Origin of the sequence: Croceicoccus hydrothermalis (assembly GCF_022378335.1) — a bacterium.
Lineage (GTDB): Bacteria > Pseudomonadota > Alphaproteobacteria > Sphingomonadales > Sphingomonadaceae > Croceicoccus > Croceicoccus hydrothermalis.
Window position 1 is genome coordinate 39,332 of the sequence record NZ_JAIQCI010000002.1, and the last position, 18,429, is coordinate 57,760.

Sequence of the window (18,429 nt, forward strand, 5' to 3'; positions counted from 1 at the left end):
CGGGGCATCGCAACGGCATTATGGCAGCACGAATCTATCAGCGTCCGAAAAACGCCATGCAGTCGGGGCGGGCGCGTTCCAGCGACTGGATCCTCGAATTCGAAGCGTCGGAAGCGAAAAAGCCCGACCCGCTCATGGGCTGGGCCGGGTCCGGCGACACGCAGGCGCAGGTACAGTTGCAGTTCCCCGATTGCGACGCGGCCAAGGCCTACGCCGACAAATACGGGATCGCGGTGCATATCGTGCCGACCCCGCCGCGCCGGCTCAAGCTGCAGGCCTACGCCGATAATTTTCGCTGATCGGTCCGCCGGGACGGTTCCCGGCCGGTCCTATTGCCTGAGCGCGATCAGGCCATCCTGATACGCGTTGCGGCAATCGCTCGCATCGTGCTGTACGTCCTCGACGCGAAGCACGGTCGTGGTCATCGCCTCGCCTTCGAAACGCATGTCGTCGCATTCGCCGTCATTGGCGAACGCGCCCTCGTCATCGCCCCACGCGATTCGCCGCGCCTCGACGACGCGCTGCTGCAATGCCTCGCTGCGCATGGTGACGCGTTTCTGCTCGAACGCGACGCGGCAATCGGTTGCGTCGTGGCCGCGATCCTCGTCATTGAGAACGGACGCCATGCCCGGCCCGATGAAACGCATGTCGTCGCATTCGCCGTCGCGCGCCCATTCGCTGCTGTCGTCCCCGAAATCGGGCGTTTGCGCCATGGCCGAAGGCACCATGCCCAGCATCGTCCCGGCAAGTAGAATGGCGGTGGCCGCGGTGCGTGAGATCCTGCTCGTTATGGTGGTACCGATTCCCGTTCGTGTCGTGTGCGGGCGATAGCATGTCGGATTGACCCTTGCCATTCATTGCGCGGATCGGCATATCGCGGATCGGGAGTCGGGTGGACGTTCGCGTTCGCCAACCTGGTCAGGTCCGGAAGGAAGCAGCCACAACGGATTGCTGCGGGTCGCCCGGCTCCTTACTCACCTCATATCCGATGCAATACGGGCCGATGCCTGCCCGCACCCGTCGAGCTATCCGCAGTTTGCATGTTTGCGCCCTTCGACATTGGGGGGCGATCACACTACATTGCGGATCATGGCCGATTCATCCGATATCTTTGGCGCTGGCGATGCTGCTCCGGCGCCGCCCCCGCGCGATCCCGACATGGCGGACGATGCCCTGGGCCTTGGGCTGGGCGAACGGGCAACGCCGCCCGCGCCGGATCCGGCACAACCCTATCGCGTCCTGGCGCGCAAGTACCGGCCGCAGACCTTCGGTCAGCTCATCGGGCAGGATGCCATGGTGCAGACGCTGGCCAATGCGATCCGGCGCGACCGGCTCGCGCATGCGTTCCTGATGACGGGCGTGCGCGGGGTGGGCAAGACGAGCACCGCGCGCCTGATTGCCAAGGCGCTGAACTGCATCGGACCCGACGGGCAGGGCGGGCCGACGATCGACCCGTGCGGAATATGCGAACCGTGCGTCGCCATTGCCGAGGGGCGCCACATCGACGTGATCGAGATGGACGCGGCGAGCCACACCGGCGTCGACGACGTGCGCGAGATTATCGAGGCGGTGCGCTATTCCGCCGTATCGGCCCGCTACAAGATATACATCATCGACGAAGTGCACATGTTGTCGCGCAATGCGTTCAACGCGCTTCTGAAAACGCTGGAGGAACCGCCGGCGCATGTGAAATTCCTGTTCGCCACGACCGAGGTGGACAAGCTTCCGGTGACGGTCTTGTCCCGGACGCAGCGGTTCGACCTGCGCCGTATCACCGCGCCCATGTTGCAGGCGCATTTCGCATGGGTCTGCGCGCAGGAAGAGGTCGAGGCGGAGGATGAGGCGCTGTCCATGATCGCCGCCGCCGCCGAGGGATCGGTGCGCGACGGGCTGTCGATCCTCGACCAGGCGATCGCCCATGCCGACATGGCGAGCGAGGGCGAAACCACCCGCGTTACCGCGGATCAGGTGCGCGACATGCTCGGCCTCGCCGACAAGGGGGTGCAACGCCGCTTGCTTTCGGCGGTCCTGTCGGGCGACGGGGCGGGGCTGCTCGATCTGGTCGACCGTCAATATGCGCTTGGCGTGGAGCCGGTGGCCCTGATGCGCGGACAGATGGAGCTGGTCCACCGCATCACGCTCGCGCAGCTGGCGCGCGGCGCCGCCGATGCACCGTCGGCGGAGGAGCGCGCACAAATCGAACAATGGGCAGGAACGCTCGGCGCGGCGCAATTGCACCGGCTCTGGCAATTGCTGCTCAAAGGGCATGACGAGGTGCGGACCGCGCCCGATCCGCTCGTCGCGGCGCAGATGGCCTTGCTTCGGATCCTGCATGCCGCCGACATGCCCGATCCCGGCACGCTGATGCGCAGGCTGGACGAGATCGCGGCCCGGCCGGCCATTGGTACGGCTGGCGGCGATGGCAATGTGCAAGGCTCCGTAACGGGTACCATCCCCGCCCCCGCCGCGGTGGCACGACCCGCTCCGGAATGGACCGATCTCATCGAACAGGTGGAGGATGTCGGCCAGTTGCGCGTGGGGCAGATCATGCGGGACTGGATCCGGGTGGCGGAACTGCGGCACGGGATGCTGCGCTACGCCACCGTGCCCGGCTATGGAGAGGATTTCGCGCCCGAACTGCGCGACGCGCTCTATCGCGCCACGGGGGAGCGATGGGAGCTGCACCGCGCGGACGAGGGCGAGGCGACGCGCCCCTCGCTGGCCGAGATCGCGCGCGCAAAGGCGGAGGACGAAGCCCGCATCGTGCGCGAGGCGCCTTTGGTGAAGGCGGCGCTTTCCGCCTTTCCCGAAGCGCGGCTCATGGACGAGGCGGAAGTGCAGCAGATGGACGAGCGGCGTTTCAAACGCGCCTGAAGCCCCTATATACCCATCCTATGACAGGCACGACAGGAGCCAGACGATGAAATCGATGGAAGAAATGATCCAGGCCGCGCAGCAGGCCGCAGAAACGATTCAGAAGCAGATGAACGAGGCGCAGGCCACGCTCGACAATATCGAGGTCGAAGGTGTTTCGGGCGGCGGCATGGTCAAGATCCGCAGCACGGCGAAGGGCCGCATTCTGGGCGTGTCGATCGACGACAGCCTGATGGTGAAGGAGGACAAGCAGATGCTGGAGGACCTCATCACAGCTGCCTTCAACGATTGCCGCACACGCGCCGACGCCCGCGCGAACGAGGAGATGCAGAAGGTGCAGTCGCAGGCGGGCCTGCCGCCGGGCTTCGACCTTTCCAAGCTCGGTCTCTGATCGCGGGCGGGGATGCCCGCCGTGGTTGCACCTGTGCGATACTGCACCATATTGGATACGGATCGTAATGCGCGCGCCGGCCGATTGGCGTAAGCGCCACTGAATGGAAAATATCTGGATGAGTTCCTACCCGCTTCTACCCTTGCGCGACATCGTCGTATTTCCCGGCATGGTCGTGCCGCTTTTCGTCGGACGTGAAAAATCCGTCGCCGCGCTGGAGGCTGCGATGGCCGCGCCGGATGCGGACGATGCGGATGGGGACGAAGACGCATCGGGCAAGCAGATCATGCTGGTCTCGCAGATCGATCCGGCCTGCGACGATCCGGCGGCGGACGACCTTTACGACATGGGCGTGGTCGCGACCGTGCTGCAATTGCTGAAACTGCCGGACGGTACCGTTCGCGTGCTGGTCGAGGGGCAGGAACGCGCGGCGCTGAACGCGGTCGAGGATACAGGCGCCATGGTCCGCGCCGAGGTCGAGGTGCTCGACGAGATCACCGCATCGGGCAGCGAGGTCGCCGCCCTCATGCGCCAGGTGATGGAGCAGTTCGACGATTATGCGAAGCTGAACAAGAAGCTGTCGGCCGACGCGGGCGAGCAGCTGGCCGAAATCGACGATGCCTCGCGGCTCGCCGATGCGGTCGCCGCGAACATCGCCGCCAAGGTCAGCGACAAGCAGGCGATGCTGACCGAGCGCGACCCGGTGAAGCGGTTGGAGATGGGGCTGTCCTTCATGGAGGGCGAGCTCGGTGTGTTGCAGGTCGAACGCCGCATCCGTGGCCGTGTGAAGCGGCAGATGGAAAAGACGCAGCGCGAATATTACCTCAACGAGCAATTGAAGGCGATTCAGTCCGAACTGGGCGGCGAGGGCGAGGATGGCGACGAGCTGTCCGAACTGGCCGAGAAGATCGAGAAGACGAAGCTGTCCAAGGAGGCAAAGGCAAAGGCCAATGCCGAGTTGAAGAAGCTGAAGGCGATGCAGCCGATGAGCGCGGAGGCCACCGTCATCCGCAACTATCTCGACGTGCTGCTGGGTCTGCCGTGGGGCAAGAAGTCCAAGGTCAAGAAGGACATAGCCAAGGCGCAGGAAGTGCTCGATGCTGATCACTATGCGCTGGAAAAGGTGAAGGACCGGATCGTCGAATATCTCGCCGTGCAGGCACGCACCAACAAGCTGAAGGGGCCGATCCTGTGTCTTGTCGGACCGCCGGGCGTGGGCAAGACGTCGCTCGGCCGTTCGATTGCGCGCGCGACGGGTCGCGAATTCGTGCGGCAGTCGCTGGGCGGTGTGCGCGACGAGGCTGAGATACGCGGCCACAGGCGTACCTATATCGGCTCGCTTCCGGGCAATATCGTCACTAATCTGAAGAAGGCGGGGGCCTCCAATCCGCTCTTCCTGCTCGACGAGATCGACAAGCTGGGGCAGGATTTCCGCGGCGATCCGGCCTCGGCCCTGCTAGAGGTGCTGGACCCTGAACAGAACGCGAAGTTTCAGGATCATTACCTCGAAGTCGACTACGATCTGTCCGACGTGATGTTCGTGTGCACCGCCAACTCGCTCAACCTGCCTCAGCCTTTGCTCGACCGGATGGAGATCATTCGCCTCGAAGGATATACCGAGGATGAGAAGGTCGAGATTGCCGAGCGCCACCTGATCGAGAAGCAGGTCGAGCAGCACGGGCTTACCGAAGGGGAATTTACCCTGACGCAGGAAGGGCTGCGTGACCTTATTCGCTATTATACCCGGGAGGCCGGGGTCCGCACGCTGGAACGTGAGATCGCACGACTGGCGCGCAAGAGCCTGCGCAAGATTTTGGAAGGCGAGGTGAAGAGCGTCACCATCACGCCGGAAAACCTGGGCGAGTTCGCCGGCGTGCGCAAGTTCCGTCATGGCGTTTCGGACGAGGAAAACCAGGTCGGCGCGGTCACGGGCCTTGCCTGGACCGAAGTGGGCGGCGAATTGCTGACCATCGAAAGCGTCACCGTCCCCGGCAAGGGGCAGGTCCGCACCACCGGCAAGCTGGGCGAGGTGATGAACGAGAGCGTGCAGGCGGCTTTCAGCTTCGTGAAGGCGCGCGCACCCGCCTATGGCATCAAGCCGTCGATCTTCCTGCGCAAGGATATCCACATCCACCTTCCCGAAGGTGCGGTGCCCAAGGACGGGCCGAGCGCGGGCGTCGGCATGGTCACCTCGATCATTTCCACACTGACCGGCATCCCGGTGCGTGCGGATGTCGCCATGACGGGCGAGGTGACATTGCGCGGCCGCGTGCTGGCGATTGGCGGGTTGAAGGAAAAATTGCTCGCGGCATTGCGCGGGGGGATCACCACTGTCCTCATCCCCGAGGAGAACCGCAAGGACCTGGCCGAAATACCGGCAAACATTACCGAGCGGCTCGAAATTCTCCCGGTTTCGCATGTGGACGAGGTGCTCGCCCGCGCCTTGTCCGAACCGACCGAGATGATCGACTGGAGCGAGGCGGACGATCTTGCCACCCAGCCGGCACCGATCGGCACGGCGGGAACGGCACCTACCGCGCATTAAAGCCGGTTTCTGGCGCGAAAAATAATTCCGCGATGCGGCAACAATGCTGCATCGCGGTTTTTCGTGCGCGATGTTGCCCGATGACGACTCTTTGCTGCGAACGGATCCAAAATCGCATCTTTTCCGCGATTTTGGCGCGGATTTGCCTTTGACACGCTGGCCGAAAACCGCTCCATTCCGTGCGTCTTAGGGGCGATTCATTATCGAGCCGCCCGTTAGGGTCACAAGTTTTACTAGCCAATCATACAAGGGGGTTTTCGAACCATGAACAAGAACGAGCTGATTAGCCAGGTTGCCGATGCGAGCGCCCTGTCGCGTAACGATGCGACCAAGGCGGTCGAAAGCGTTTTCGACGTCATCACCGAGGCGCTCGCCAAGGGTGACGAAGTGCGTCTCGTCGGTTTCGGCACGTTTTCGGTCGCAGAACGCAAGGCGTCGACCGGCCGTAATCCGCGCACCGGCGAACCGATGGAAATCAAGGCCTCGACCCAGCCAAAGTTCAAGGCCGGCAAGGGTCTGAAGGACGCCGTCAACTAAGACGCGCATTCATCGCACATGAAAAACCGCGCGAGGGCATCGGCCTTCGCGCGGTTTTCATTGCGCGTCATGCGCGTGTCAGTTTTCGGGCAAATCCCGCATCGCGCAGGCATAGAGGCTTATCGCCGCGGCATTCGACACGTTCAGGCTTTCCACCGCAGTCGCGATCGGCAGCCGCGCGATCTGATCGCAATGCTGCCCGATATTATGGCGCAGCCCGTCACCTTCCGCGCCCAGCACCAAAGCCACCGGTCCGGTCGTCAGCGCGTCGGCAAGCGTCGCCTCACCATCGCCGTCGAGCCCGATGCGCCAGTATCCGGCCTCCGCCAGATCGTCGAGCGCACGCGAGAGATTGACCACGCGCACCCAAGGCAGAGTTTCCAGCGCCCCCGATGCCGATTTTGCCAGCACGCCCGATTCGGGCGGGGCATGCCGGTCCTGCGTCACGATGCAGGCCGCGCCGAACGCGGCGGCGGATCGCATGATCGCGCCCACGTTATGCGGATCGGTCACATGATCGAGCACCACGACAGGCGCGCCCGGCTCTCCCAATGCGACATCGTCGAGAAACATGTCGTCGAGCGGTTCGCATTCCACGACCAGGTTTTGATGCGGCGCATCGCGCGCGACCAGCCGCGCCATATCGGTATTCTGCGCATATTCGACGCGCACATTCTGCGACAGCTCGATCTGCTCCTCCTCGAGCATTGCGTCGATCGCCTCGCGCGTGCCCCACAGTTTCAGGATCGTGCGATCGTCGTTGGCCAGTGCCGCCGCGACCGCATGCCGGCCCCAGAAGCGCACCGCCCCTTTCGACGCTCGCCCACTGCCGCGTCCGCCCTGCATCCGGCCGGCGCGTCCGCGCAGTGCTTTTTTCTCGCCTTTTTTCGCCATGTTCTCGCGCCTCGTTCCGATTTGTGCGCCGCCTGTGCCAGCCTGCCTGTTGACAGGCAAGCGCAGCTTCGCCAAAGGGTGCGCCTCTCGGCCGGACGGACCTTCGAGGTTCGTCGCTTTTGAAGGGGCAGATGCCCCATCGATACGGCACCGGTGTGGACAGGTGGCCGAGTGGTTAAAGGCAGCAGACTGTAAATCTGCCCGCGCAAGCGTACGCTGGTTCGAATCCAGCCCTGTCCACCACCGCCCTTTCTCAGAGTATCCCCGAAGCCCCCTAGAAATCCCAGAAAACCAAAGGTATTGTCCCCTTTTTCGTCCGCATTTGACCGCTGCAATTTGCCTGCAGCCGGAGCCGAGTGTGGGGGTAGTGTGGGGGTAAAGTGGCTTACCCCCACACTTTGGTTTCACAATTTGGTCCCGAAAAGTGTGGGGGTAGAGCGATGGGCAAACTCACGGCGGTAGCGGTCAAGGCGGCCTTGGCGAATCCAGGCACTTATCAAGACGGTGACGGATTATTCCTGAAAGTGGACAAACGTGGCGGTGCCTATTGGAATTTGCGACTCCAGCGTGACGGCAAACGCCAAGACTTGGGGCTGGGCAGTGCAAAACTCGTGACGCTCGCTGAAGCACGCGCCAAGGCGGCGGAGCTGCGAAAAGCCGTAAAGGTTGAGAAGCGCGACGTGCTTACGGAGCGCAAGAACGAGGAAGCTGCAAAGGTTACCTTCCGCGAAGCCGCCACCCAATATCACTCAGAGAACGAGGCAGGCTGGAAGAGCGATGTCTACGGTCGCCAGTGGCTGGCCAGTCTGGAGAACTATGCCTTCCCGAGGCTGGGCAACATGACGACCGGCGGGATCACCGCTGCTGACATCATCACGGTCCTTACGCCGATCTGGCAGGAAATTCCCGAAACAGCCCGCCAGGTCCGCAACCGGATTTGTGCCGTACTCGATTACTCCCACGCGAAGGGGTGGCGCTCCACGGAGGCTCCATCGGGCAATAGCAGCCTCAAAGCGGGGCGAGGGCTGCCCCGACAGATCAAGAAACCGGCAAACCGCAAGGCGATGCCCTACGTGGCGGTTCCTTCATTCCTTACCGCGCTGCGCCGCAAGCCGTCCTATTCGCGTCTTGCGCTGGACCTTCTCATTCTGACGGGCGTTCGCTCGCAGGAAGTGCGGCTCGCGAAGTGGAACGAATTCGATCTCGACCAGCGCCTTTGGACAATCCCAGCCGAACACATGAAGCGCAGCAGGGCGCACATCGTGCCGCTCTCAGAGGCGGCTCTGGCGGTGCTCGCTAAGGCGGACGCAATGCGGCTTGAGGGAGCCGAAGTGGTCTTCCCCGGCATGACCGGCAAGGCGATGTCCAACATGACGCTGCTCAAGGTCATGCGCGATATGCAGGAGCCTTTCCACGTTCACGGCTTCCGCTCCAGTTTTACCGATTGGGCCGCAAACGAAGGCTTCCCCAATGCGGTTGTCGAAGCGGCATTGGCGCACAAAACGCCTGACGCGGTCCAGGCCGCCTATCGGCGCACTACCTATCTGGGCACGCCGGAGAATCCCGGCGCACGGGTGCAGCTGATGGAGGCTTGGGGGAGTTATTGCTCGGATATTCCGGACGCGTCGGAAAATCCTCATGGCGGCGGATAGGCAGTCGTATGGTTTGAGCTCTTATCGACTCAACCAAACGTTGAGATTGCAGGCAGTGTGCGACTTCTTATTGTAGACCATCCAAACACGTTCACTTTCGCCCTCTAGATCGCCCCATACGATGCGATCATAAAGACCTAAATATTCCCAACTCGTCCAAGCAGTGTTTGCGTTGCTCTGAACATTAGGGAAAATCGCAACCCTACCTATGCCCTTATAGCCATCAGCCAATCCGAGCTCCCAAGGCACCCATTTGCTTTGATTGCTGTTCTCCGAAGCCAAGAGAACGAATTTCCGGCTCTGATTAATCCGGTCTTTTAAAGTCTGCGCGGTCTGCTCGTTCGTGTAGGGTGGGAGACTGCTATCCTTCTTGTCGATGTGACGTGACCCCCTGATTTTCCTCCACGAGCGATTAGAGTCTGGCCTTGAAGGAAGGACAGACGATGAAGCGTACGAGGTTTTCAGAAGAGCAGATTATCGGGGTGCTGAAGGAAGCGGAGGCGGGAGCCAAGACCGCTGACCTGGCCCGTCGGCACGGTGTATCTGAAGCGACGATCTACAACTGGAAGTCGAAGTATGGCGGGATGGAAGTGTCCGATGCCCGCCGACTGAAGGAGCTCGAGAGCGAGAACGCCAAGCTCAAGCGGCTGCTGGCCGATGCGATGCTGGACAAGGCTGCTCTGAAGGATCTTCTGGCAAAAAAGTTCTGACGCCCGCCGCGCAGCGGGAAGCTGTTGCTCATCTCCAGGTGTGCCACGGGATGAGCGAGCGGCGGGCGTGCCGTGTTATCGATGCTGATCGCAAAAGCGTGCGTTACCGTTCCACCCGGGACGATGATGCCGAGCTTCGCGAGAAGCTGCGCGAGCTGGCCAACCAGCGTCGCCGGTTCGGCTATCGCCGTCTGCATATCCTGCTGCGCCGGGAGGGGATCATGATCAACCGCAAGAAGACCCAGAGGCTCTACAAGGAAGAAGGGCTGGCAGTAAGGCGACGACGAAGCCGCAGGCGTGCTGTTGGCACAAGGGCACCTGCTCCGGTTCTGGCGCTGCCGAACCAGCGCTGGAGCCTGGACTTTGTTCACGACCAGATGGCTTCGGGAAGACGGTTCCGGGTGCTCAACGTGGTCGATGACGTGACCCGGGAGTGCCTGGCAGCGGTGCCGGACACCTCGATCTCTGGTCGCCGTGTCGTTCGCGAGCTGACCGCACTGATCGAACAGCGCGGCAAGCCAGGCATGATCGTCAGCGACAATGGCACCGAGCTCACCAGCAACGCTGTGCTGGCATGGTGCGGCGAGGTCGGCGTGGAGTGGCATTACATCGCGCCCGGAAGGCCGATGCAGAATGGCTATGTCGAGAGCTTCAATGGCCGCATGCGCGACGAACTGCTCAACGAGACGCTGTTCTTGAGCATGGCCCATGCCCGTGTCGAGATCGCGGCCTGGGTCGAAGACTACAATCGGGAGCGACCACACTCGTCTCTCGGTTACGCAACACCGGCGGCGTTCGCCGCTGAACTGGATAAGCAATGGCCTGCTTCGCTACGCCCTACGGGCTCCGCTACGCAGCCCATTGCTTCAACCGCGCTTATGCGCAAAACAACCGCCCGGCTCTAATCCCAGCTGGGGGAAAGCTGGGGGTCACGTCAGATGTAAACTGTTGCTCCATGTCCTTCCAAGACGCGAATGGCGCCAACAACTAACTCCTGATCTCTGGACGAATGAGATAGGAAGGTTGTGCCATTTGGTGATCGGTCTTCAGCTCGCTTTCGCAACGCAGTACGATCTGCGTCTCCTATTTCTTTTGTGAAGCGGCTGAAATCATCGCGAGTGGCAAACCTAATCACCAGCGACCACCTGTTTTCCAGTCACAAGCTGATACATTCGCTTACGGTAGTTTTGCAGCCGCCGGTTCACTTCTAGAAGGTCGGAGCTAAGCTGCTCAAACTCTGGAAAGTTCGTCTGCACGTCCTGTGGGCACACATCGTTTTTCGTCGACATTTGATGGTCGTACCAATGTCGAAAGCGAGCCTGCCATTTCGTCAAGTGTGGTCGAAGCCCTTCGTTCAAGACTTCAATCGAGAGGTTGATAATCGTGCCAGTGCTATCGTGGCGCAATTTCGAGACAGGAATGTCTTTGATGAGTTCTCGTGTTACGCCGAAAAACGCATACCATGAGTCATAAATCTCAGCGATTACATCGTCATTCAAATCTATCGGAAGTCCGACTTTTCGGGTGCTGAGTTCAACCCAGATAGAATAGGCGATTTGACGATCTACGTTATTTGGTTTGAACGACACCTTGTGGTCACCAAATCCGAACTCGGTAGTGTCGATCTCGAACTGCGGAAATCTACGCCCCATCCACCATTTTGCCAAAAACCACGCGATAGTAACGGCGACGATAGCAGCCATGAGTGGCAGCGTATCCAAGTGGAGACTGACCTCCCAATCCTCCGAAAGCACGAAGGACACGAGCGATGGGTCAGTTGCAGATTGGTTGGTTGGAACGGTCACTGACACTGCCTGTTATAGGACATCCTAGCGCGCGGATTCACGATAAGATTTTGATGGGTTGTCCGTCGCTGATAGGCCTCTTCAATAGCATCAACTAAAGCAGACGTAGAAGATGGATAGCTCATGTGGCGGGCGTAGCAATCGATGCGGGGGAAATCTGAAGAAAGGTTCTGATTAAACCGCTCGGGGAAGCTTCCGCTGTAAGAAGGAAGCTTGATCCCAAGCAGGCCGTTCGGCGTTGAATATTGTCCCCGCCGCAAGGAAGATTGAATTTCCCAATCGACGTATCGCCGAGCCCAGGTGCACCGCCCCAACAGAACGATAGTAACTGTTGAATCTGCTAAAAACCGTTCTCGAATTTTCGCCATCACGTAGTCGGTGTTGTTACTATTGATGACATCCCCAGGCATCTCTTCACCAAGGCCACGAGCGATGAAGCAGTTATGCGCTTGATCGAAATCACGGACAAACTGATTCACCGCATCTTGGTCTGCGTGGTGATAAGAAATGAAACACTTACGGCGCACAGTCGCCATTGGTATACCCCTTCAGTTCTTGATTCGTTCATATCCCAGGCGGTGACAGGCTGACTAGGCCTGCTTCGACATTTCCCCTGTTTCTGCCTAGCTGGCTTGCGAATGGCTATTGAGCATGACTGCTGATACCAATTGACTGCCGATAATTGGCCAATTTTCGAGAGCGGTCGCATATTCAGACCGCTGCGGCCGCATCTACAGGAAAATAAGCAATGAGGATCACCAAGGCGACACCGGTCGATAAACAGTCAGACGAAGAGGCAACGGCAGAAGCTTCCTTCGGAGAATTCGGCGATGTGGAGGAAGATTGGTATCGCGCCGATGCAAAGGATTTGGAGGAGGCGATGACTGCGGCAGGCCTTCAGTACCGTGAGTATACACTGATGCGAAAGACCGTTGGATTGGAAAGCGGTCTTGTAGTTGCCTTGCTCTTATGGGGAGGCGTGAAGGCGTTCGAAGTGCTAAAGGCGTGGCTTCCGGCGCGTGAAGGCCGAAAAGTCCGGATAAAATTCAAGGATGGTACGGAAATAGAAGCGCATTCGGTTAATGATCTGGAAAAATTGCATGATCGCTTTCTCAAAAATGAGAGCGACGAAGAGGCGTAGTTGGGAGCCAACGTTCGCGAGAACCCTCAACGCTTTATTAAGTGCGCAGGGTCTTCGTCTTAAAAATCCATGATGGATGCTCGTCGTCGTTAGACACATAGTGCGCGAGTGTGCGTTCTCGGAATCGTGTAGCTAGCGCTGGGAAGAACGAGATGAAACCTCAAGGCTCGAAGGCACTTGAATGTGCTTCATCGGCGGGTGACCGCTTTTCGCGCCAGAGAGACCCGCGTCTCCAGTCGTCCAACTAAACCGCAGGGTCTTTCACGACGAAATTTCTATCGAGCAAGTTACTGACTGTGCTTTCCGTTGAGCACTCTCTATGCAGCGGTCCAAGGCCTCGCGATTCTCACTGAAGATGTGCTGGGCCGCAGCCAATTCCTCCCAGGCTTGGGGACTCTCAGATCGTATCAACCGTATTCCGGCCTCCACGATGGTCGGCTCGCCTACCGCCTTGCGAGCCATCCATTCTGGCCATTGCCAGCTTTCGGGCATGGCGCGGGCGATGGTGCCGGGTAAGATCGACCAAAGCAGGATGCCGGCAGCCATACCCACGCCTGCAAAGCGCCAGGTCTGGCGCTTCTGCTCGGCCTCGGTGCGGACACGCCCGACAATTGCGGCGAGCCGACCCGTTGCAAGGTCCAGGTCTTTGCGTCCGTGCCGGAACAGGTCGCTGGCATCGCGCAGCATGTCGAGCGATGCGCGCTTGATCTGAACCGCGATGTCTTCCGGCGTCAGCTCGATGGCAGGCATGCTCCCGATTGTGCTCAATGTCTTGGAGACCTGTGCCAGCTGATCGGCCATCTGGCCAAGTGTCGAGGTGTAGTCCGGGATCACGATGTCGGCTCGCTCCCTGGCTATGTTCTGTACCGTATGGCGCACCATCGCCATTTCGCCTTCGAGACGGGCGAAGGCTTCAGTTGCCGGATCGGTTTCGTCAACCGCTTCCAGCTCTGGTTTCGGCTGGGGGGCGGGTGGTTCCTCTACTTCGAGGTCCAGTTGCACTTCTTCGATTGGGTCATCGTCTTCCATTATTTAGCTCCTAAAGACCCATCCCGAGATCGCGGGTGCGCTCGCGGGTCAGGGTTGCGGTGAGTTCGTTGGCGATGCTGAGTTCGGGCTTTGGATCGATGCCGAGTTCGCGGGTCTTGCCGCGTAGCAGGCTTTCGACCTGCGGATCGCGTTCAAGCCCCTTCGCCAGCTCGGTCAGTTTGCTCGACACGCGGGCCGCGCCCGCGCGGTCACCCTGCTGCTCAAGCTGCTTGCGCGCCATGCTCAATCCCTGCCAGTCGCTGACAAAGCGCTCGGATCGCAGCGCCGGATCGGTGCGCACGGCTGCCTCTTGGCTCATGGCGCGCATGGCTTCCTGGCTGCGCCCGCCAGCGGCCTCTGCAATCAGCTCAGGATGCCGCTCCAACGCCTTGACAAGGTCGGTGGCGGCATGGGGCCGGATCGCGTCGAGCGCTTTCCTCGCCTTATAAAGCGCGTCATTTTGGTGCGGGAGTACGGGCAAGCCCTGGGCCTGCATCGTGCCGATATCGCCAAGCGCCCGGGCGTAGCGCTCGACCGCGCGGCGCTTATCGTTCTGCGTGTTTGCCTGCACAGGAATCGCCTCAAGCTGGCTGGCCTGCGGGCGAAAGTTTCCGAAGATGGATTTGGCGCGTTCCGGCACCTGCCGAACCATCTCCATGACCCGCTCGCGGAAGGTGATACCGCGCAGTTCGGCGAAAGCCTGCTCGGGTTTGTAATCGCCAGCCATGTCCTTCCCGCGCTCGCGGCTTAGCAATCGGACAAGCTTGGACTGGTCGGCAAAGTCATCGCGGCCATAGTGCAGCGCCAGACCTTCGCGGTGGCGCGACATGGCGACATAGGCGGAATGGCTGTCCAAGCCTGGCGTGGCAAGCACATGCGCGCGGTCTACCGTCATCCCCTGCGCCTTGTGGATCGTTGCGGCGTAGCCATGATCGATGTGGGCATAGTCCTTGGTGTCGAACGCGACTTCCCGCCCATCATCTGTGCGGACGGCCATGCTCTGTGTGCTGGCTTTTGCCACCGTGCCGAGTGTCCCGTTCTTCACCCCAAGCCCGCGTTCGTTGCGCAGGAAGATAATGCGGTCGCCGGTTGCAAATTGCCGCTCGCCGCGTGCAGCCCTGATCGGGGCATCTGCCCCAAGCTGCCCAGCCTCGCGCATCTTTTCGCGCGCCATCTGGTTCAGCGCGCGCACCTCATCATTGGTGTGGGTGAGGATGATCCGGCTGTCGACAGAACTCCCTTGCCGTTCCCGATCCCAGCGTTCGATCAGTGCGGCGCGCGCAGCCTCGCGCGTGTCGGCGGCATGGACCATGCCGCGCTCCTCGTAGGTGCGGATTGCGTCGCCCGTTCGACCCGTGGCGAGCAGCCTGGTCGCATCCTGTTGCCATGCGGCAAGCTGGCGGCGGACTTCGCTGATCTCGACGCCGCCGTGGCGCTCGTGGATCGCCCGGAATGCCGCGCCTGCCTCGATGGCTTGAAGCTGCTGCTGGTCGCCAACCAGAACAACTTTCGCACCGGCCTTCGCGGCATGGGTGAGCACGCGCTCCATCTGGCGCGTGCCGACCATGCCCGCCTCGTCGATGACGAGCACGTCGCGCGAAGTGAGCTGCTCGCGTCCTTTGGCCCACTGGTGTTCAAGGCTGGCAATGGTGCGCGATGCGATGCCGGAGCCGTTCTCAAGACCCTCGGCAGCGATGCCGGACAGGGCCGCGCCGCGCACGTTGTAGCCAGCGCTTTCCCAAGCCTCGCGCGCCACGCCCAGCATCGCGCTCTTGCCGGTCCCGGCATAGCCAACGACAACCGCAAGACCGCCACTTTTGGTAACATGCTCGAAGGCGGATTTCTGCTCGCCCGAGAGGACCAGGCCGCGCTTTGCGGCGCTGGCGAATGCGGCGTCTCGCTGGACATCACTGACGCTGTGTTTGGCGCTCGCGGCCATCGCATCAGCGGAGCGCTGCAGGCGCTGTTCGGTCTCGATCATCGCCCGCGATGTGAATCTGTCCTGCCCGCGTCCGTCCTTGCCCAATGCGATCAGATCGGGCGATGCGCGCACCGCGTTGTAGGCGGCATCGAACTGCTTCTTGCCGTCGCTGTGCCGATGAACGAAGGCGGCAAGGTCGCGCTTGGTGAAAGTTGCCTGTTGGTGGGTGATCGCATCAAGCGCCAGCGCCGGATTGGCAACTAACCGCTCGCCATTGCGTTGGGCGATGGCGCGGTGTTCCTCGATCCGCTCGGCTTCCAGTCCACGCCCGCCAATGCGCGAGGCAGCAGGACCGATCTTGTCCTGTGGCTCCAATGCAATGCCCTGCGCTACCAGGCTGCGGTGATCGATCCGCACATCGATGTCGCGCTCCGCCAGCGCGCGGTTCACATGATCGGCCCAGCGCTCACGCCATTGTTCGATGAGGGCAGTCTTGTTCCAGTCGCGGACCTTTGCACCAAAGCCGCCCTTGGTGGCTTCGCGCCCAATTTCCCGCATCGTCAGCATGACATGCGCATGTGGCTTGGTCTTGCCGTCTTCGCCGATATCCCAATGAACATTGAGATCGGCGATCATGCCTTTCTCGACGAACTCGGCTTTGACGAAAGCGCGCGCCAGCATCACGTTGTCTTTCTTCGACAGCTCGCGAGGCAGCGCGAACTCGACCTCACGGGCAAGCTGCGCATCCTTGCGCTTCTCGGCGGCTTCGACCGCGTTCCAAAGCGTGGCGCGGTCGGAGAAGGCTTCAGGCGCGCCTTTGGGCAACATCACTTCGGAATGAAGAACGCCTGCCTTGTTGGTGAAATCATGGGTTCTGTCGATGCGCTCATCGTGCAGCTTCTCGCCCGCACGATAGGCCGCTGCCGCCACGGCACTGCGTCCGCTCGACCTCCCGATGACCTTTGCGCTGAAGTGAAAGATTGCCATGACGGCAATCCAGTTACACCGCAAAGCCCGCGTCGGCACGACGTATAAGCGCGCCCTCTCATGATAATATCCTGATCGGGACTAGGCGGTTTCACACTGTCCCGGCGACCTTACTGCATTGGATTACGGTCACGATTATCATGGCTCCATCACACCAATGATGGAGATGTCCCATGCGCAAACCCCGCGATTTTGATTCGGAACTGAAGGCACTTGCCGACAAGGCCAAGCAGTTGAAGGAGCGCCGCGTGCGCGACCTCGGCGCCCTCGTCACGGCAACCGGAGCCGACGCGCTCGATGCCGATGTCCTGGCGGGCGCATTGCTCGATGCTGCCGCCAATACCGACAAGGCAATCGGGGAGGTCTGGCGCAAGCGCGGCGTGGCCTTTTTTCAGGGCAAGTCACGCGACACTGCGAGCGGACCTCGCCAGCAGTCGGAAGGCACTCTTCCGCTGGACGGCGGCGCGGCATCGGCTTGAGGCAGCAAAGGCACGAACCGACATGCGCGAATGGCAAGTGAAAAGACGCGAGCGGACAAAACAGCTTATCGAGCTGGGCGGCCTGGTCGCCAAGGCCGATCTTGTCGAGCTGACCGACGATGATCGCGCCGCGCTTTACGGCGCGTTCCTCACCGTCGCCGCCAAGCTGCGCGGGCCTGATGGTGCGCAGGCGCTGGTGCTGTTCAGGCGCAAGGGCAAGCGAGCGTTTGAGGCGGAAGAAATGTCGCCCTGATTAGACTTCTTCGTAGTAGATCGCATCGACTAGGGCGGCTCGACAATCCCAAGCTTCCGCTTGCTTACCGCTGGGGCGTTTGGAATTATACCAATCCGCCATCTTGATTGGCTCCACGACGCGCTCCCAATAGTTGTCCAAGCCTAATGTCGATGGGGCGAAGCTAAGTGCCTCTGCCAGATTAGCCTTGTTGCCATTGTTCACGCACACAAAGACATCAGGTCGTTTCATCGCCAGCAGCCTGGTCGCGGTGGGATACCTTCCAACCCTTGCCGAGTTTGAGAACGCGTCGGTAAACAGTTCGCAGAATTTATCGTAATCGGCTTTGGTGACCAAACCACGACTTGGAATTGCGTCAACGGATTTTGCGATGTCCTCATCTTGGTTCGCGATTAGGTTGGTGAACGAACCGGAGCCTTGCATCGATCCGAACCAGCCGATTTGATATTTTTCCAGCCCAGAATCCGCGACAGCATCGGGATGGACTATCCCCGCCACCGCCTTCCATTCTGCCACCGACAATTCAGAGAACGACCCCACCTTGGCGAACAGAGATTGCAGGTAGCGGAGAAACTTCATCCGCGTCGCAAAATGATGGTTTGGGTCCTTGCGGACCTCCCGAATGAATGTCGGCCAGTCCATCTTGAGCAGCTCGGAATCGATGCGCTGGAAATCTTTGGTTTCTGTCGGAAGCACTGGCGCTGCTGGGCGAGGTTTCTTAGCTGCGATGGCGGCTTGCCGCCGGTAGCTTTCGGCCAGCGGCCTGGTCACGGGCTGCCGGTGGGGCGCGAATGACTCGAACATAGCAATAAGACTATCGATTGCCGGGTCTGAAACACTGCAGCGGAGATGCATGCAGGTTTCGAAATTGGAGCCAAGTCCGCCCCTAGTGAAGTTTGCGCTCCCCACGATTGCTTCGGCATTCTCGCCGGTCACGAAAAGATATGCCTTCGGGTGGAAGCAAGCTCCTTGCTTCTTGAAAACGAATGCGTTCCGCACTCCTCGAAGGGCATCCACAAAGTCCGGATCGGTGGCGCAAAAATCCAGCCCGACAGTGACTGATTCAAACTTCCGCTTGTTCTCGATCAGCTTGTCGGCAACTGGCCCGGAATCGGCCCAAGCGACCGCCATGTAGATCTTGTCATGCTTCGGAATGAGGCGAAGGAGCGTCTTGCGGAGTGAACTCGCGTCGAGAATCGAAACCTTCAATC

General features: G+C 60.7%; 18 protein-coding genes, 1 tRNA gene and 1 other RNA gene. 12 read left to right on the forward strand and 8 right to left on the reverse strand.

Features of this window, described 5'->3' with window-relative positions; all coding sequences use genetic code 11:
* Positions 1-20 precede the first annotated feature (20 nt).
* The gene (locus K4G67_RS01120) at positions 21-299 is read left to right on the forward strand and encodes an ETC complex I subunit (protein ID WP_202085667.1); all 279 of its coding nucleotides are present in this window, start codon (positions 21-23) and stop codon (positions 297-299) included.
* A 30-nt stretch (positions 300-329) separates the two neighbouring features.
* Here the strand turns inward: K4G67_RS01120 and K4G67_RS01125 are convergent, their stop codons facing one another.
* The gene (locus tag K4G67_RS01125) at positions 330-854 is read right to left on the reverse strand and encodes a hypothetical protein (RefSeq protein WP_239804578.1); all 525 of its coding nucleotides are present in this window, start codon (positions 852-854) and stop codon (positions 330-332) included.
* 27 nt (positions 855-881) lie between these two features.
* On the opposite strand from K4G67_RS01125, the gene ffs reads away from it, so the two are divergent.
* The 5 genes from ffs to K4G67_RS01150 all read left to right on the forward strand — a co-directional run bounded on the left by ffs (position 882) and on the right by K4G67_RS01150 (position 6,347).
* Positions 882-976: signal recognition particle sRNA small type (gene ffs / locus K4G67_RS01130), an RNA gene on the forward strand.
* A gap of 113 nt (positions 977-1,089) precedes the next feature.
* Positions 1,090-2,874 carry a DNA polymerase III subunit gamma/tau gene (locus tag K4G67_RS01135; RefSeq protein ID WP_420829972.1) on the forward strand — a complete coding sequence of 595 codons (1,785 nt, stop codon included), beginning with the start codon at positions 1,090-1,092 and terminating at the stop codon, positions 2,872-2,874.
* A gap of 46 nt (positions 2,875-2,920) precedes the next feature.
* Positions 2,921-3,265: a YbaB/EbfC family nucleoid-associated protein gene (locus tag K4G67_RS01140; RefSeq protein ID WP_239804579.1), complete on the forward strand. Its 345-nt coding sequence runs from the start codon at positions 2,921-2,923 to the stop codon at positions 3,263-3,265.
* Positions 3,266-3,368: 103 nt separating this feature from the next.
* On the forward strand, positions 3,369-5,810 hold the full coding sequence (gene lon / locus K4G67_RS01145) for an endopeptidase La (RefSeq protein WP_239804580.1): 2,442 nt from the start codon (positions 3,369-3,371) through the stop codon (positions 5,808-5,810).
* A gap of 264 nt (positions 5,811-6,074) precedes the next feature.
* Positions 6,075-6,347, forward strand: coding sequence for an HU family DNA-binding protein (locus K4G67_RS01150; RefSeq protein WP_202085661.1), 273 nt, complete (start codon positions 6,075-6,077; stop codon positions 6,345-6,347).
* 78 nt (positions 6,348-6,425) lie between these two features.
* Here the strand turns inward: K4G67_RS01150 and rlmB are convergent, their stop codons facing one another.
* On the reverse strand, positions 6,426-7,241 hold the full coding sequence (rlmB, locus tag K4G67_RS01155) for a 23S rRNA (guanosine(2251)-2'-O)-methyltransferase RlmB (RefSeq protein ID WP_239804581.1): 816 nt from the start codon (positions 7,239-7,241) through the stop codon (positions 6,426-6,428).
* A 157-nt stretch (positions 7,242-7,398) separates the two neighbouring features.
* Between rlmB and K4G67_RS01160 the strand changes: the two genes are divergently transcribed.
* Both K4G67_RS01160 and K4G67_RS01165 read left to right on the forward strand, forming a co-directional pair.
* Positions 7,399-7,484 (forward strand) — tRNA-Tyr (locus tag K4G67_RS01160).
* Between the two features lie 197 nt (positions 7,485-7,681).
* The gene (locus tag K4G67_RS01165) at positions 7,682-8,893 is read left to right on the forward strand and encodes a tyrosine-type recombinase/integrase (protein ID WP_239804582.1); all 1,212 of its coding nucleotides are present in this window, start codon (positions 7,682-7,684) and stop codon (positions 8,891-8,893) included.
* A 21-nt stretch (positions 8,894-8,914) separates the two neighbouring features.
* On the opposite strand, the gene K4G67_RS17495 is transcribed toward K4G67_RS01165, so the two are convergent.
* A complete protein-coding gene (locus tag K4G67_RS17495; RefSeq protein WP_275588702.1) occupies positions 8,915-9,358 on the reverse strand; it encodes a TIR domain-containing protein in 444 nt (147 codons plus the stop codon).
* Here K4G67_RS17495 and K4G67_RS01170 point away from each other — a divergent pair.
* A protein-coding gene (locus K4G67_RS01170) for an IS3 family transposase (protein ID WP_096063796.1) occupies positions 9,337-10,508 on the forward strand; the annotation gives its coding sequence in 2 pieces (ribosomal slippage) (positions 9,337-9,589 and positions 9,589-10,508; 1,173 coding nt in all). The two genes, K4G67_RS17495 and K4G67_RS01170, sit on opposite strands and share 22 nt — an antisense overlap.
* Positions 10,509-10,730: 222 nt before the next feature.
* Here the strand turns inward: K4G67_RS01170 and K4G67_RS01175 are convergent.
* Positions 10,731-11,408, reverse strand: a complete 678-nt coding sequence (locus K4G67_RS01175; protein ID WP_239804583.1) for a hypothetical protein — start codon at positions 11,406-11,408, stop codon at positions 10,731-10,733.
* On the reverse strand, positions 11,405-11,944 hold the full coding sequence (locus K4G67_RS01180) for a TIR domain-containing protein (protein WP_239804584.1): 540 nt from the start codon (positions 11,942-11,944) through the stop codon (positions 11,405-11,407). The genes K4G67_RS01175 and K4G67_RS01180 overlap by 4 nt, the downstream gene beginning before the upstream one ends.
* Positions 11,945-12,156: 212 nt before the next feature.
* On the opposite strand from K4G67_RS01180, the gene K4G67_RS01185 reads away from it, so the two are divergent.
* A complete protein-coding gene (locus tag K4G67_RS01185) occupies positions 12,157-12,549 on the forward strand; it encodes a hypothetical protein (RefSeq protein ID WP_239804585.1) in 393 nt (130 codons plus the stop codon).
* 261 nt (positions 12,550-12,810) lie between these two features.
* On the opposite strand, the gene K4G67_RS01190 is transcribed toward K4G67_RS01185, so the two are convergent.
* Complete coding sequence (locus tag K4G67_RS01190) at positions 12,811-13,578, reverse strand: DUF6118 family protein (protein ID WP_239804586.1); 768 nt, start codon at positions 13,576-13,578, stop codon at positions 12,811-12,813.
* Between the two features lie 10 nt (positions 13,579-13,588).
* Positions 13,589-16,486 (reverse strand): Ti-type conjugative transfer relaxase TraA, encoded by a 2,898-nt coding sequence (gene traA / locus K4G67_RS01195; protein WP_239804587.1) that lies wholly within the window; start codon positions 16,484-16,486, stop codon positions 13,589-13,591.
* 173 nt (positions 16,487-16,659) lie between these two features.
* Between traA and K4G67_RS01200 the strand changes: the two genes are divergently transcribed.
* Entirely contained in the window at positions 16,660-16,965 is a 306-nt protein-coding gene (locus tag K4G67_RS01200; protein ID WP_239804588.1) for a conjugal transfer protein TraD, read from the forward strand.
* A gap of 22 nt (positions 16,966-16,987) precedes the next feature.
* A complete protein-coding gene (locus tag K4G67_RS01205; protein WP_239804589.1) occupies positions 16,988-17,218 on the forward strand; it encodes a conjugal transfer protein TraD in 231 nt (76 codons plus the stop codon).
* Here the strand turns inward: K4G67_RS01205 and K4G67_RS01210 are convergent, their stop codons facing one another.
* Positions 17,219-18,427, reverse strand: a complete 1,209-nt coding sequence (locus K4G67_RS01210; protein ID WP_239804590.1) for a phospholipase D family protein — start codon at positions 18,425-18,427, stop codon at positions 17,219-17,221.
* Between the last annotated feature and the right edge of the window lie 2 nt (positions 18,428-18,429).